The organism is Nocardia brasiliensis (genome assembly GCF_011801125.1).
Lineage (GTDB): Bacteria > Actinomycetota > Actinomycetes > Mycobacteriales > Mycobacteriaceae > Nocardia > Nocardia brasiliensis_C.
In genome coordinates, this window is record NZ_CP046171.1 from 4,623,709 (window position 1) to 4,637,536 (window position 13,828).

General features: G+C 68.9%; 11 protein-coding genes. 7 read left to right on the plus strand and 4 right to left on the minus strand.

Going from position 1 to position 13,828, the window contains the following annotated elements:
• Positions 1-179: 179 nt before the first annotated feature.
• Positions 180-509, plus strand: a complete 330-nt coding sequence (locus F5X71_RS20815; RefSeq protein ID WP_167463556.1) for a hypothetical protein — start codon at positions 180-182, stop codon at positions 507-509.
• Between the two features lie 7 nt (positions 510-516).
• Here F5X71_RS20815 and F5X71_RS20820 read toward each other — a convergent pair whose 3' ends face one another.
• The gene (locus tag F5X71_RS20820; RefSeq protein ID WP_167463557.1) at positions 517-1,668 is read right to left on the minus strand and encodes an erythromycin esterase family protein; all 1,152 of its coding nucleotides are present in this window, start codon (positions 1,666-1,668) and stop codon (positions 517-519) included.
• An 82-nt stretch (positions 1,669-1,750) separates the two neighbouring features.
• On the opposite strand from F5X71_RS20820, the gene F5X71_RS20825 reads away from it, so the two are divergent.
• Positions 1,751-2,497, plus strand: coding sequence for a TioE family transcriptional regulator (locus F5X71_RS20825; RefSeq protein ID WP_167463558.1), 747 nt, complete (start codon positions 1,751-1,753; stop codon positions 2,495-2,497).
• Between the two features lie 232 nt (positions 2,498-2,729).
• Positions 2,730-4,982, plus strand: a complete 2,253-nt coding sequence (locus tag F5X71_RS20830; protein WP_174817107.1) for a serine/threonine-protein kinase — start codon at positions 2,730-2,732, stop codon at positions 4,980-4,982.
• A 981-nt stretch (positions 4,983-5,963) separates the two neighbouring features.
• Here the strand turns inward: F5X71_RS20830 and F5X71_RS20835 are convergent.
• Entirely contained in the window at positions 5,964-6,182 is a 219-nt protein-coding gene (locus tag F5X71_RS20835) for a hypothetical protein (RefSeq protein WP_167463559.1), read from the minus strand.
• 1,071 nt (positions 6,183-7,253) lie between these two features.
• On the opposite strand from F5X71_RS20835, the gene F5X71_RS20840 reads away from it, so the two are divergent.
• On the plus strand, positions 7,254-7,568 hold the full coding sequence (locus F5X71_RS20840) for a tetratricopeptide repeat protein (protein WP_167463560.1): 315 nt from the start codon (positions 7,254-7,256) through the stop codon (positions 7,566-7,568).
• Here F5X71_RS20840 and F5X71_RS20845 read toward each other — a convergent pair whose 3' ends face one another.
• Positions 7,569-8,135: an NADAR family protein gene (locus F5X71_RS20845; protein WP_167463561.1), complete on the minus strand. Its 567-nt coding sequence runs from the start codon at positions 8,133-8,135 to the stop codon at positions 7,569-7,571. It abuts the gene before it with no gap.
• A gap of 35 nt (positions 8,136-8,170) precedes the next feature.
• On the opposite strand from F5X71_RS20845, the gene F5X71_RS20850 reads away from it, so the two are divergent.
• The 3 genes from F5X71_RS20850 (at position 8,171) to F5X71_RS20860 (ending at position 11,219) form a co-directional block, all read left to right on the plus strand.
• Entirely contained in the window at positions 8,171-8,929 is a 759-nt protein-coding gene (locus F5X71_RS20850; RefSeq protein WP_167463562.1) for a tyrosine-protein phosphatase, read from the plus strand.
• 266 nt (positions 8,930-9,195) lie between these two features.
• Positions 9,196-10,056, plus strand: a complete 861-nt coding sequence (gene erm, locus F5X71_RS20855; protein ID WP_167463563.1) for an ErmE/ErmH/ErmO/ErmR family 23S rRNA (adenine(2058)-N(6))-methyltransferase — start codon at positions 9,196-9,198, stop codon at positions 10,054-10,056.
• A complete protein-coding gene (locus F5X71_RS20860) occupies positions 10,053-11,219 on the plus strand; it encodes a lactate 2-monooxygenase (protein ID WP_167463564.1) in 1,167 nt (388 codons plus the stop codon). The genes erm and F5X71_RS20860 overlap by 4 nt, the downstream gene beginning before the upstream one ends.
• Positions 11,220-11,271: 52 nt before the next feature.
• On the opposite strand, the gene F5X71_RS20865 is transcribed toward F5X71_RS20860, so the two are convergent.
• Positions 11,272-13,329 (minus strand): AMP-binding protein, encoded by a 2,058-nt coding sequence (locus tag F5X71_RS20865; protein ID WP_428981496.1) that lies wholly within the window; start codon positions 13,327-13,329, stop codon positions 11,272-11,274.
• Positions 13,330-13,828: the final 499 nt, after the last annotated feature.

A 13,828-nucleotide genomic window follows, 5' to 3' on the forward strand; every position in this document is an offset into this window, starting at 1 on the left:
CAGGACTTTCGCCTGCACCTTACGTCGAGGTTCCAGCCGCACACCCGCCCCGAGTTCCAATGGCGCAATCTTGTCTTTTCGGCCCGAACACCCCCGTGAATCCCTGGGAATACCCGCCAAGGCCCAGGTAGCGTGGGCTCTGCCGCCAAAACAATTCCTCCCGAGCGAGAGGGCTGGCCATGGGGTCCGAACCAACTGCACTCGGCTATCTGCGCCGCGACGTCTCCGGCGTCCAGCAGACGTGGGATGCGCTCCAGATCCGTAGCCTTGCCGAGCGTCTCGGCTACGAGCTGCTGACCACCGTGGAATACGACGCAAGCACCGAGGACCGGGTCGAGCGGCTGCTCACGCTGGTCCGCGCGTACGACCTCGAGGCACTTATCACGCCCACGCTGGACCACCTCGACGGCACCGCCGAACCGCTGGTCAACAGCTGCGACATCATCACGGCGCGGCCCGAACAGACCTACGCCCGCTGGGGGTTCCCGCAGACCGGGACCGGCGCGTGAGCTGCCGTCACCCCGCGGCGCGGGCCACTCCGGCACGCACATGCAGGATGGCCGCCGCCTGCTCGACCAGCGGCCGGTCCAGCGGAAAGTAACCCTGCCGCGGTTCGGTGTCGGTGCGCGAGTGCGCGGTCTCGGGGGTGGCAGGGGGTAGCAGATCCCAGGTGGAAGTCCGGCCCTGCAGGAAACTCTCGTGCGTGCCCGGCGCCGGTTCCGCGAGGCCGAGAACCGCACTGCTGCCCAGACTGCCGACGACGCAGGCGTATTGATCATCGTCGAGCAGTGCGCCGACGATCGCTCCGGCACATTCGTAACCAGGCAGTTCGTCGCGCGCGGCGGCACCGGACGGGTGCCTGCGCAGGTGCAGGTTGTGGGCGAAGACGAGCGTCGGCCCCCGGCGGGCCTCGACACCGCGAATATCGAGCAGGTTGCGGGCCATCAGCGCGTCCCGGGTGGCGAGCAACAGCGTCATCCGTTCCCGCGCCGCCAGCGGGCGGGCCGCCGCGCGGTGATAGCGCAGCAGACCGATTCCGGCATCGAGATATGCTGCGGCCCTGCGCCATTCGGCGCGTGACGAGGTCGCGATGAGTTCCGCCGCGCGGGTGTCGAGCGCGAGCGCCACATCGTCGGCGAGCACGCGCAGCCGCTCGGCCGCCGCACCGGCACCGGGCGATTCGGCCGGATCCAGCACCGCCGCCGCGCGACTCCAGCGCTCGTCCGGACCGAGCAGCTCGGCGAGGTCCAGCTCCAGACCCGCATAGCCCCTTGCGAATTCGAGGTAGCGGCGCGGGCTCGGCGCACTGTAGTTCTCGCCCGGCATATCGAAACCGTGGAACGCGACCTGCTGTGCGGGCGGGCGGTCCCGGTTGTAGTCACGCAGCCACCCGACCAACTGGCGGTTGGCTTCCAGTGCGCCGAAGCCGTGTGAGAAACCCTCGCGCATCGCGGAGTCCAGGGTGCCGCGGCCGGCTCGGACGAAATCGTCGACCGCGAAGGCGGCCACCCGATCCGTTTCCAGCACGATCGAACGGAAACCGAGCTCGACCAGTCGCGCGAACAACTCGTTGCGGATCAGCGCGAAGGCCGGTTCCTGATGGGTCGGCTCACCGAGGCCGAGCAGCTCGCATCCCGGCGGCACGAAGTCACGAATTTCCTGCGTCATGTAGGTAAATCGTATCCTTGAAACAACAGTATAAGGTTTGGTGCGATCTGGCCGAATGACTCCGGGTAAAGTCCAAAACCCCATGAAGACCTTGCGCCCCGCCGACCTCGCTCGCGAGCACGGACTGTCCACCCAGGCGATCCGCAACTACGAACGCGACGGGTTCCTCCCGCCCGCCGCGCGCAGCCCCAGCGGCTACCGGATCTACACCGAGGTGCACGCGGCCGCCCTGCGCGCCTACCTGGCGCTGCTGCCCGCCTACGGGCACGCGCTAGGCGGGCGGATCATGCGCGCACTGCACGACGGAGAGCTGGAGAAGGTCCTGGTCGCCATCGACCGCGGTCACGAACAGTTGCTCCGCGACCGCGAAACCCTCGACGTGGTACGGAAATCCAGCGCGCACCTGACGGCGGCCGACGCTCCCGCGCCACGCGACGACCGCGATTCGCGCACCATCGGCGAACTCGCACACCGCATCCGGGTCACCCCCGCGACCCTGCGCAAATGGGAGAACGCCGGAATTCTCGTCCCGGGCCGCGACCGCGTCACGGGGTATCGCCGCTATCACGCGGGCGATACCCGCGACGCCGAACTCGCCCATCTCCTGCGCCGCGGTGGTTACCCGTTGCACCAGATCGCCGCCGTGCTGCGCCAGGTCCGAACCGTGGGCGGCACAACGGCTTTGGCCGCCGCCCTCGACGATTGGCAGCACAAGCTCACCGCCCAGGGCCTGGCCATGCTCGACGCGGCCGCCCAACTCGGTCACTACCGGCAACTGCTCGAACAGGCGGGGAGCTCGTCGGGCGCGCCCCAGACGCGTGTCTCGTAAGCCCGGCCGGGTACATCCGCGGTTCAGCCCACCGGGGTTGCCTCGGTGACAACAACGCGGGCAGGCGGCGAGCTGGTTTCCGGCGGCGAATGCCACTGCGACCGGGTCGCGCCGGTGATCGACGGCGACACGGCAGGCCCCGCTCGGCCGAACGGATGCGCAAGGCAGGCTTCGGTGATCTTTCCTGGGCAAACGTCCGGTTTTCGCCGGAGTGCGGGGATACCATGCGCAGATGGCGCACCCCGCCCCGCCGGTCTCGGGGGCGACGGTCGCATCGGACCGTCGGCCCGACGACTCGCGCGGTAGCGGGGTGGCCGAGGTGGTGGCGCGTTTCGCCGAGGCGTGGCGCGCGGACGACGAACCGCCGGACCTGCGGGCCTACCTGCCCGACTCCCCCGCCATGCGACGGGTCGCGCTGATCGAGCTGATCAAGGTCGACCTCGCCCAGCGCTGGGGCCGCGGCACCGCGCCGAAGCGGCTCGCGGAATACGTCGACGAATTGCCGGAGTTGCGCACCTGGCCGCTGCCGCCCGACCTGATCTACGAGGAGTTCCACTTGCGGCGCCGTGCGGGCGCCGCGGTGCCGGTCGCCGAGTACACCGCGGCGTATCCCGAACAGGCCGAACAACTCTCAGAGCTGCTCGCGACCGATGACTATCACAGCACCATGCTGTCGGCGGCCGAGCCGGTGCGCCTGGACGAGCTGGCGGCCGGGCAGCAGATCGACGATTTCGACCTGATGACCTCGCTCGGCCGTGGCGCGTTCGCCCGGGTCTTCCTGGCCAGGCAGCGATCGATGCAGCGACTGGTCGCGGTGAAGATCTCCCGCGACAAGGGCACCGAGCCACAGACTTTGGCGCAGCTGGACCACGACTACATCGTGCGGGTGTTCGACCAGCGCGTGCTGACCAGCCGCAAACTGCGACTGCTGTACATGCAGTACGTGCCCGGCGGCACCCTGTTCACCGTGCTGGAACGAGTGCGCGCGACCGCACCCGAGCACCGCACCGGGGCGCTGCTCGTGGACGTGGTCGACGCGGTACTGGCGGGCAAGGGTGAGATCAGACCGAGCGAATCGTCGTTACGTGCGCAGCTGAACGCGCTGTCTTGGCCGGAGACCATCGCGTGGCTCGGCCGCCGGTTGGCCGAGGCGCTCGACTATGCGGGCAAAGCCGGTGTGCTGCACCGCGATATCAAGCCCGCGAACGTGCTGCTCACCGCGGACGGCGTGCCCAAACTCGCCGATTTCAACATCAGTTTCAGCGGCAACGTCTCCGGCGCCAGCCCGGTCGCGTACTTCGGCGGTTCGCTCGCCTACATGTCGCCCGAGCAGCTCGCCGCCGTGCACCCAGACCGGCCGGGCACCGCCGAAGACCTCGACACCAGAAGCGATCTCTACGCGCTGGCCGTGATGCTGTGGGAATTGCTCACCGGGCGAAAGCCTTTCGATGACGAGGGGGTGAGCGGCGGCGACCGAACCGCGCTGGACGGGATGCTCGAACGCCGGTCGGGCAGCCCGAAAGTGTTGCCGTATCAGGATCTTCCCGCCGACTGCCCGGCCGCGTTGCGCCGCGTGCTGGTGCGCGCGCTCGACCCCGATCCGGACAAACGCTGGCCCAGCGGCGCGGAGATGGCCCAGCAGCTGGAGGTCTGTCTGGACGCGCGGGCCCGCGACCTCGTCGACCCGCCGCCCGGCAGCTGGCGGCTGCGGTCACGGCTGCTCATGCACCCGATCATGGCGCTGGCCATCGCCGTGCCGAACGCGCTGGCCATCTGGTACAGCTACCACCACAATCGCACGCTCATCATCAGCAAGCTGGACGCGCCGGCCCAGCAGCGCTTCGATCAGATCGCGGTGAGCACCTACGTTTTGTGTTTCCTGATCGGTTTCGTCGTCACCAATGTCTTGACAGCCGGACTGTGGCGGGTCTCGCGCGGCTTAAGCAAGGGACGCGACTACGACACGCGCACCCTCGCCCGCGCGCGCTCGGACACACTGCTGCTGGGCAAGCGCAATGTGCTGACCTGTTTCGCGCTGTGGGTGATCGCGGGCGTCGTCGTCCCGGTTTCGGTGCGCGCCACCGGTAATCACCTCGCGGCACAGTCGTATCTGCACTTCTTCCTCACCCAGATCGTCTGCGGCGCCATCGCCATGGCCTATCCGTATTTCCTGGTCAACTTCTACGCGGTGCGCTCGCTGTACCCGATGTTCCTGCCCCACGGCGGGCTCGGCGGCACGGACGCGCGCCGGCTGCGCCAACTCGACCGGCGCAGCACCTATTTCCTGGCCATCGCCGCCGCGGTGCCGCTGCTCGGCGTCGCGGGCGCGACTTTCATTCCCGGCGAAGACATTCCGTCGGTCATCGTCCCCCTGCGGGTGCTGTGCGTCGGCAGCGCACTGGCCTTCATCGGCGTCTATTGGTTGTTCCGCATGCTCGAAAAAGACCTGGCCGCACTGGAACGCATCGTCGCCCACCAGAATTGACACCCCGGTCGCGCACCGCACCCTCGCCAAGTCGACACCACACTCCAGACCTCACGTCCCGCGCCCCACTCCGCGCATCCTCCACGCCACGCGGCAGGGGCAGGAGCAGGAGCAGGAGCAGGAGCAGGAGCAGGAGCAGGAGCAGGGGTGATGATCAATGACACTGGTGCGCCAATGCACGATAGGGGACATTTGAGGTGGGGGTCGCCTACCGCAAAATCTTGGATACTCGCGTCGGTGGGCTTGGAGCCGCGCGCGGTGTATTGGCTCGGGGACGATGCTGGGCGCACGCTCGGCGGCGTGCCGAGCTATCGCGGGCCGGTGCGGCACCGGGTGCCGTGAGCTGGAGGGACTTGCCGCGGGTGCGGGATACCACCGCCACCGCTCGGCATGCGGACGGGCCGAGGCGCTGGGCGGACGCGGTCAGAGCAGTCGAACGGCCGATGAACTGCTCGGTAGCGCCGTACCCCGGTGACGTTGCGGGCGGGCATCAGATCGGTGGGCCATTCCCGGCCGGTCCGGGTACGGTATACCCGCCGCAACAGCACAGCGACGGCACGGCCGCATCAGGCGGAAAGGCGGACAGCACATGCACGAGTCTTATTCGTCATGGGCCGGCCGGAATTCACCCGAGGATCTACCGCTGGCCGATCGCTATCAGAGCGCGGAACCGATCGTATTGCGCGGCAGCAAGATCTACCCGATGTACACCGAGCAGGTCGGGCCCGCGCCGACCGCGGTCACGCTGACCCTGCTCTCAGCCGCACCGCCGCCGGGATTGCGCGGGCTCGGGATGGGTGTCTCGGTCGTCGACGGATACGTCGCGCTGAACGGCCGCCGGCTCGCGGGCGTCGACGTCTGGTCCGATGCGCTCGTCGGGGGGATCACCTTCGATATCGTCGGCACCGGTCCCGGCACGCTGGTCACGCTGACCCCGGTCTGGGTGGACGCGTTCGGCGAGCAGAAGTCCTGGGTCGGTAATTACGGCATCGTCATCGAGACCACGCCGGACGGTCGCATCGTGCTGTGGTGCAGTGTCGGCGAGGGGCCCGCCAACTTCGCCAACCTCGTGCTCGAGGTGCAGAGCGCGCCGATCGCCCAGTTCGGCGGCGACTCGGTGCCCGCCTCGCCGACCGATACCGCGCCCACCCGCCCGCTGCGGTCGATGCCGACACCGCCCTCCGGCGACTTCCCCGCCATCCCACCGCACACCCCCGAGCCTGGGTCCATCCAGTCGGTCCGTCCCACCCCCGCCGACAACCAGACCCGCAACCAGCCCGCGGCGGAGACCCCACAGCCCCGCACCGACCACCCCGACGCCCAAACCCGGCCCCCGCGCGCGACCCCGACCCCACCGCCCCTCGCAGAACCCACCGCCCTCGCACCCCCACCGCACGCCGAGGCCGCCACCCACCAACCGCACGCCGAACCACCGGCCAATGCCACCGCCGCACAACCACTCCGCTCCGAGCCTTGGGCCAATGGCATCGCCCAACCACCGCACGTCGAGCCATCAGCCGACGGCACCGCACAGCCACCCCTGAAGTCGCCGACCCCGCCGAGCAGCTGCGCGCCCAGGGATTCGCGGGCAGCAGATCACTCGCTGAACAACTCCACGCCGAAGGGTTGGCCGCAGCCGCAGCCAACCACGCACCCGCCGAGCAGCTGGCCGCGCCCATTCACCAACGGGACACCGACGGCGACACCGCGCACAACTCTCGCGGCTGGCGAGAAGCCCCGGCGACGCCCACACCGAACACCCCACAGGCACCGGGCGACCTCGCCACCAACACTCCTCCCGCCGACCCCCGCGACTCCAACGGCTGGCCGGCCAACGACGGCTTCGCGACCAGCACTGGACAGCGTGCGCACGGAAGCTCGGCACCGCACACCCGACAGCCACGAACCGACAACCACGCCGCAAGCAATTCTTTTGCCCCGCAAGAACACCCGATCGGACACGTCGGGAACGGCGGCCGTTCCCAGCAGGCAGACGGCCTCGCCGGGAACATCCCGCACGGTGCGGGGTCGGCTGGGCACGGTTTGCCAGCGCGGCAACCGCATTCGGACGGCCCGTTGCGGAACGGGCAGTTGCCGCCGAGTCCGCCGCTGTCCCGGGCGGCGCAGGCGCATCGGGATGGGCAGGCGCGCAACGCCGCGGCGGGAAGTCCGCCGCAGTCGGCAACCGACGGCCCGGGGTCGCACAGTCCGGCATCTGCGTCCTCGGCGCAAGCGGCCGTCCCCCCTCCGCCGCCGGACGAGGCGGACACCGTGGATACCGGGTTCCGCACCGCGCTCTATGACCTCGGCGTCGCCATGTACAGCCGCGGCGAGGAGGATCAGGCGTGCGGACTGTGGGCGCAGGCAGCAGCGGCCGGTCACCCGGGTGCCGCCTACGACCTGGGTGTCGTCCGGTTCCGGCGCGGCGATCTCGAAGATGCCGAGCGGTGGTGGCGCACGGCGGCGGACCGGCGTGAACCGCGCGCGATGGCCGGACTGGCCGAATTGCTCGACCGGCAGGGCAATTACGCGGAGGCCCGGGTCTGGCGGACCTGTGCCGAAGAAGAACGCGCGACGAACGCCTGATCAGTCGACGGTCCGACCGGCCCGCAGTGCCGCCCGCGCCCCCATCAGCGCGAAGCCGAGCAGGTTGAGCCCACGCCACTGCGCGGGGTCCGCGGCCCGCGGATCGTCGGCGGTGAAACCGATCCCCCACACCAGGTCCACCGGACTGGCCTCGACCAGTACCCGGTCCCCGGTGCCGAGCAGATAGTCGGTGAGCGCGGCGTCCTGGCCGAATTTCGCGATGTTCCCGCGCAGCACCGTCTCGAAGCGGTGGGCGCGCCACACGCCGCTGTCGAATCCGCGCACCTGCCTGCCGAATTCTTTTGCCTCCCGCGGGGTGCGGGCGGCGAGCACCCGGGTGGCGTTCTCGGTGTCCCCGAACAGCATCGCCTTGCCCCACATCATGTAGTGCTCGGCGGACTCGAACCGCGCGCCCGCGACGGTGAAGCGGGCCGGCCACCATTGACTCAGGCAGCCGGGCCCGAGCCGGCCGTCGCGCTCCGGCTGATGTCCCCAGAACCGCAGGTAGTCCACCTGTTGCCCGGCCGCGATGGCGCTGACCAGGTCGTCCACCGATCGCAAATCCATGATCGAAAGTGTGCCCTACCCACTAGGTTCGAGTAGTGAACAGACACATCTCATTCGTGCGACTGCACAATTTCCGCGATCTCGGCGGCTACCCGACCCGCGACGGCCGGGTCGTGCGTACACGGCGTCTGTTCCGCTCCGACTCGCTCGGCAAACTGCGGGGCACGGACTGGGATCGGTTTCTGGAGCTCGGCATCGGCACCGTCATCGATCTGCGCTATCCCTGGGAGATCGAGTGCAAAGGCCGTATCCCCGACCATGATTCGTTCCGGTACCACAATCTCAGCATCGAGCACCGCCCCTACGATCAGGCGGCGCTCGGCCCCGAGATCGAGGTGGGGCCATATCTCGCGGAGCGATTCCTGGAGGTCGCCTACGACGGTGTCGCGGAGATCCGCCAGGCCCTGACCGTGATCGCCGCCACCGAAGCACCGCTGGTCTTCCACTGCGCCTCGGGCAAGGACCGCACCGGCCTGCTGGCCGCGCTGGTGCTGGCCCTGCTCGACGTGCCGGAGGACCAGATCGTCGCGGACTTCGCGCGCACCGGCCTGGCCACCGAACGGCTCGTCGCGGACTGGCGGGCCGCCCGCGGCGGCGCGACGCCGCGCTGGCCCGGCTTCGGCCAGGCGCCGCCGGAGGTGATGCGACTGTTCCTGGCCGCGGTGGCCGCCGACCACGGGTCGCTGCGTGGATACGCGGTGCGCCTACTCGGCGTCGACGACGCGCTGATCGCCGGCCTGCGCCGAAGCCTGCTAGAGACGCCCGCCGCGGCGGGTGCGCTCGCGCTCGATTAAATCGGTCGCGCGCCCGCGTGACCGTGCGGTAGCTTGCGCACGTGGACACAGCATCAATGAACGGAGCATGCGCGGTAGGCGCGTATTTCATCCGGCCGCGCGCGGAGGCCTGGGCTCCGCCGGCGCACCGTACCGCTCCGATGTCCCGACTGTCCTGATCGGGACCTGCGCCGACGGCCGCTGACGGCCGTCGGATCTCTGTGCCCCGGCATGGGTCCGGGCGAATCACCTTTCCCTGATTCGACCACTCCGTTCGGAGGACACCCATGTCCCGCCATCGTTCGCTGCCGCGCGCCCGTAGCGCGCGCACCCGCCAACGCCTGTCCCAGAATTTCCTCACCGATGCCGGCGCCGCGCGGCGCATCGTGCGTTCGGCCGAATTGCGCGCCGGCGACCTGGTGCTGGAGATCGGGCCGGGTGACGGCATGCTCACCCGGCACCTGCTCGACGTCGCCGGGCAGATCCGCGCCTACGAGAAAGACCCCTTCTACGTGGCCAAGCTGCGCGGTCGTTTTGCGGGCGAGCCGCGAATCCGGCTGTTCCACACGGACTTCCGCGCCGTACGTGCCCCGGCCGAGCCCTTCGCCGTGGTGGCCAACATCCCCTTCGGCATTACCACCGACATCGTGCGGTGGTGCCTGAAGGCACCGGCGCTCACCTCGGCGACCCTGCTCACCCAATACGAGTTCGCCCGTAAGCATTCCGGCGACTACGGCCGCTGGAGCAAGCTCACGATCACCCATTGGCCCACTGTCGGCATGGAATTGGGCGCGCGCGTGCGCCGCGACAGTTTCCATCCGGTGCCGCGGGTCGACGCCGCCGTCTTGCGGCTGCGACGACGGCCGAGCCCGCTGCTGCCCGCCGCCGCTCTGGCCGACTACCGCCGGATCGTCGAGCTCGGCTTCTCCGGGGTGGGCGGCTCGGTGGCGAGCTCCCTGCGGACCCGCTTTCCCGCCCGCACGGTGCGGGCGGCCTGTCGCGGCGCGGGCATCGCCCTCGACGAGCCGGTCGGGACGGTCGAGCCGCACCGCTGGCTCACCCTCTACCGCGGCTTGCGCGACAACTGTCTCCGCGACAGAAACGTATCGGATACATTTGTGTATCCGACAAGGAAGGGCGGCCGGTGACCAGCAACTTCGGTGACTATCAGTTCGAGATCTACCTGCAGGGGCTCAGCGGGATACAGCCCAGCTTCCCGATGACCCACAGCGAACTGGAGGCCAGGGCGCAGGCCGCGCTGCCGCCCGGGATCTGGTCGTATGTGGCGGGCGGCGCCGGCGACGAACTGACCCAGCGGGTCAATGTGACCGCCTTCGAGAAGTACGGCATCGTGCCGCGGATGCTGCGTGCCACCAAGGTCCGCGACCTCTCGATCGACCTGTTCGGCATGCGGCTGCCCGCGCCGGTGTTCATGTCCCCGATCGGCGTGGTCGGGCTCTGCGCCCAGGACGGGCACGGCGACATCGCGACCGCGAAAGCTGCGGCGCGTACGGGCGTGCCGATGGTGGCGTCCACGCTTTCGGTCGACCCGCTGGAGCAGGTGGCCGAACACTTCGGCGACACCCCAGGCATGTTCCAGCTCTACACGCCGACCAACCGCGACCTGGCCGAGAGCCTGATCCGGCGCGCGGAGCAGGCCGGGTTCAAAGCCATTGTGGTGACGTTGGATACGTGGGTGACCGGGTGGCGCCCGCGCGATCTGAGCACGTCGAACTTCCCGCAATTGCGCGGGCACTGCCTGGCGAACTACTTCACCGATCCGGTGTTCCGCGGCCTGCTGGCGAAGAGCCCCGAGGAGGACCCGAAGACCGCGATCCTCACCTGGGTCGCGCTGTTCGGCGGCGCGCCCACCTGGGAGGATCTGCCCTGGCTGCGCTCGCTCACGAAGCTGCCCCTGATCCTCAAGGGCATTTGCCATCCCGACGATGCCAGGCGCGCCAAGGACGCGGGTATCGACGGCATCTACTGCTCGAATCACGGTGGCAGGCAAGCCAATGGCGGGATTCCGGCGATCGAGCACCTGCCCGAGATCGTCGAGGCCGTGGACGGCCTGCCGGTGCTGTTCGACTCCGGCGTCCGATCCGGCGCCGACATCATCAAGGCGCTCGCGCTCGGGGCGAGCGCCGTCGGCATCGGCCGCCCGTACTCCTACGGCCTCGCACTCGGCGGGGTGGACGGCGTCGTGCACGTGCTGCGCACCCTGCTCGCGGAGGCGGATCTGATCATGGCGGTGGACGGTTACCCGACCATCGCCGACCTGGCCAACGACGCCATCCGGCGACTGCACTGACCGATCCGGCCGAGTCGCGCCGCGGTGCGGCGCGACTCGGCCCACTCGGACCTCAGCTCGGCTGAATCAGCGTGCGCTTGAGGATCTTTCCCGTCGCGTTGCGCGGCAGCGCGTCCAAGAAGGTCACGTCGCGCGGGACGGAGAATCGGCTCAGCCGGTGCCTGATGTAGTTGCACACCATGTCGCGGTCCAGCCCGAAGCCCTCCCTGGTCACCACGAACGCGGCCAGGCGCTGCCCGTACTCCTTGTCCGGCACGCCGACCACCGCCACCTCGCTGACCTGGGGCAGATGCGACAGCGCCTCCTCGACCGGGCGCGGGAAGACGTTCTCACCGCCGGAGATGATCATCTCGTCGTCGCGGCCCGCGACGAACAGCAGCCCGTCGGCGTCGAGATAGCCGAGGTCACCGGTGTCGAGCATGCCACCCCACTCGGTGGGCGGCTTCGCGTCGGTGTAGCCGTCGAAGAGCATGTGGTTGAGCACGAAGATACGCCCGGTCACCCCGCGCGGCACCGGCCGCAGGTCCTGGTCGAGCACCGCGACTTTGGTGCCGAGCGGCGGACGCCCCGCGGTGGTCGGCGCGGCCCGCAGATCGGCCGGATCGGCGATGGTCGCCCATGACACCTCCGTCGAGCCGTAGACGTTGTAGAGCACGTCGCCGAACGCGTCGAGAAACTTCAGCACGGTCGGACCGGCCAGCGGCGCACCGCAACTGGCGACCACGCGCAGGCTCGACGTGTCGTAACGGTCGCGCACGTGCGCGGGCAGGTCGAGGATCCGATTCACCATCACCGGTACCACGATCATCACGGTGACCCGATGCTCCTCGATCAGCCGCAGACAGTCTTCGGCGTCGAACCGCTCCGGCAGCACCACGCTCGCCCGGATCGGCGTGCTGATCTGCAAGGCCGCCAGCCCCCAGGTGTGGAACAGCGGCGCCGGGATGAGCATCGTCTCGTCCATCCGCATCGGGATGCGCGACAGCAGCGCCGCCACGGTGCCGAACCCCTTGGGCTGCGGTCGCTGCGCGCTCTTCGGCGTGCCGCTGGTGCCGGAGGTCAGCACGATCAGCCTGCCAGGATGGCTGGGCCGGGCGAACGTCGGCGCGTCTAGCGCGATCAGGTCCTCGACGGTGTTGCGGTCGTATCGGGTCAGCTGCCCGGTGGCGAAGCGCGGCACCGACGCGGCCAGATACTTGGCCAGCGGCTCGAATTCGTCGTCGAGGAACAGCGCGGACAGGCCGTGCCGGGCCGCGACGTCCTCGATCTGCCTGGCGGACAGGCCGGTGTTCAACAGCACGGTATCGACGCCGAGTTTGCCGGTGGCGACCATGCATTCGACCATCGCCACCCGATTGCGCGAGAGTAGCCCGACTTTATCTCGCGCCCCGATGCCGAGCATCGCCAGCGCGGAAGCGAATTTGTGCGTGCGATCGTGCATTTGTCCGAATGTCAGTGCACAGACACCGTCCACGACGGCCAGCCGATTAGGCGAATGTCCCGCGGCGGCCGCGTAACCACCCGCCAGCGTGAATCCCCACCGGGCCAGGCCGCCGACCTGCTTGAGCGCGCGGTCGGGCCGGTAGGTGCGCACGACACCGGTGGTCACCATCTGCCTCAGGGTGCCCACCTGCTGTTTCGTCGGCGATTCTTCGCCGTTGACCAGCACCGAGGTCGGTTCGCCCAGCACGGCGTCGGCGATCCGGGTCAGACCGGCCATGGTCCACGCGATCACGGCGGCGTTGTCCTGTTCGGCGATCCAGGGATGGATGCGCCCGGCACCGAAGTAGGTGACGGTAACCCGCGTCGGATCGCTATCACGGTCGCCGCGCAGCCGCACGGCGGCGAAACTGCCCAGGCCAGGGCATTGCAGTTCGAAGGTTTCCGGTTCCTTGCCGATCACCAGCCGCAGCGCGGGCACGGTGAGTTCGGTTTCCGCGTGGCGCGCGCGGATCAGGAGCACCGGGTGGGTATCCGAGGTTTCCGCGCGCTCGCAGTCGCCGATTCCCTGGAACATGCGGGCGTAGGTCTGCGGGTCCATGAAAAAGTCCCACAGCGCTTTTCGTGCGGCTGCGAACTCCGCGTCTATTGTGATGACATCCGTAACCAACTGCGTGCTTTTCTGCATGGGCCGACCGAGCGGTCTGCGTCGGCATGGTCACGTAGTTGTACCCATCGGTAACAATTAGGTCAAGTACATCGCGCATTGCCATCGATTAGCCAATTACCTGGACAAATGCCCATTTTTGGCGCAATCGCCTATCGGCCACAGCAGAGTGCACAATTTGCGCGAAATGCCTGGCGGGATTGCCGATTACCCGCTATGGGTCGAGAAGACTTCGCGCGCACCGCCCGTCGGCGCGACATTCGCTGTGCGTCACTCGATCAGTGCGCACCGAGGTAACCCGCGGCGTTGTGGGGCACGCCAAGACAGCGGAGTTGGCCGAGATTTTGCTGGGCCACGAAGATCTTTCGGCGCGTCCGTACCCGACACGAGACAGATCGCCGTACCGAGAACCTCCGCGGCGGCCACTTTCCGGACACGGCAACGAACGGCTCGATCACCTGAGTAACCACCGGCCCCCGCATCGAAACACGCTTGCGCAGCG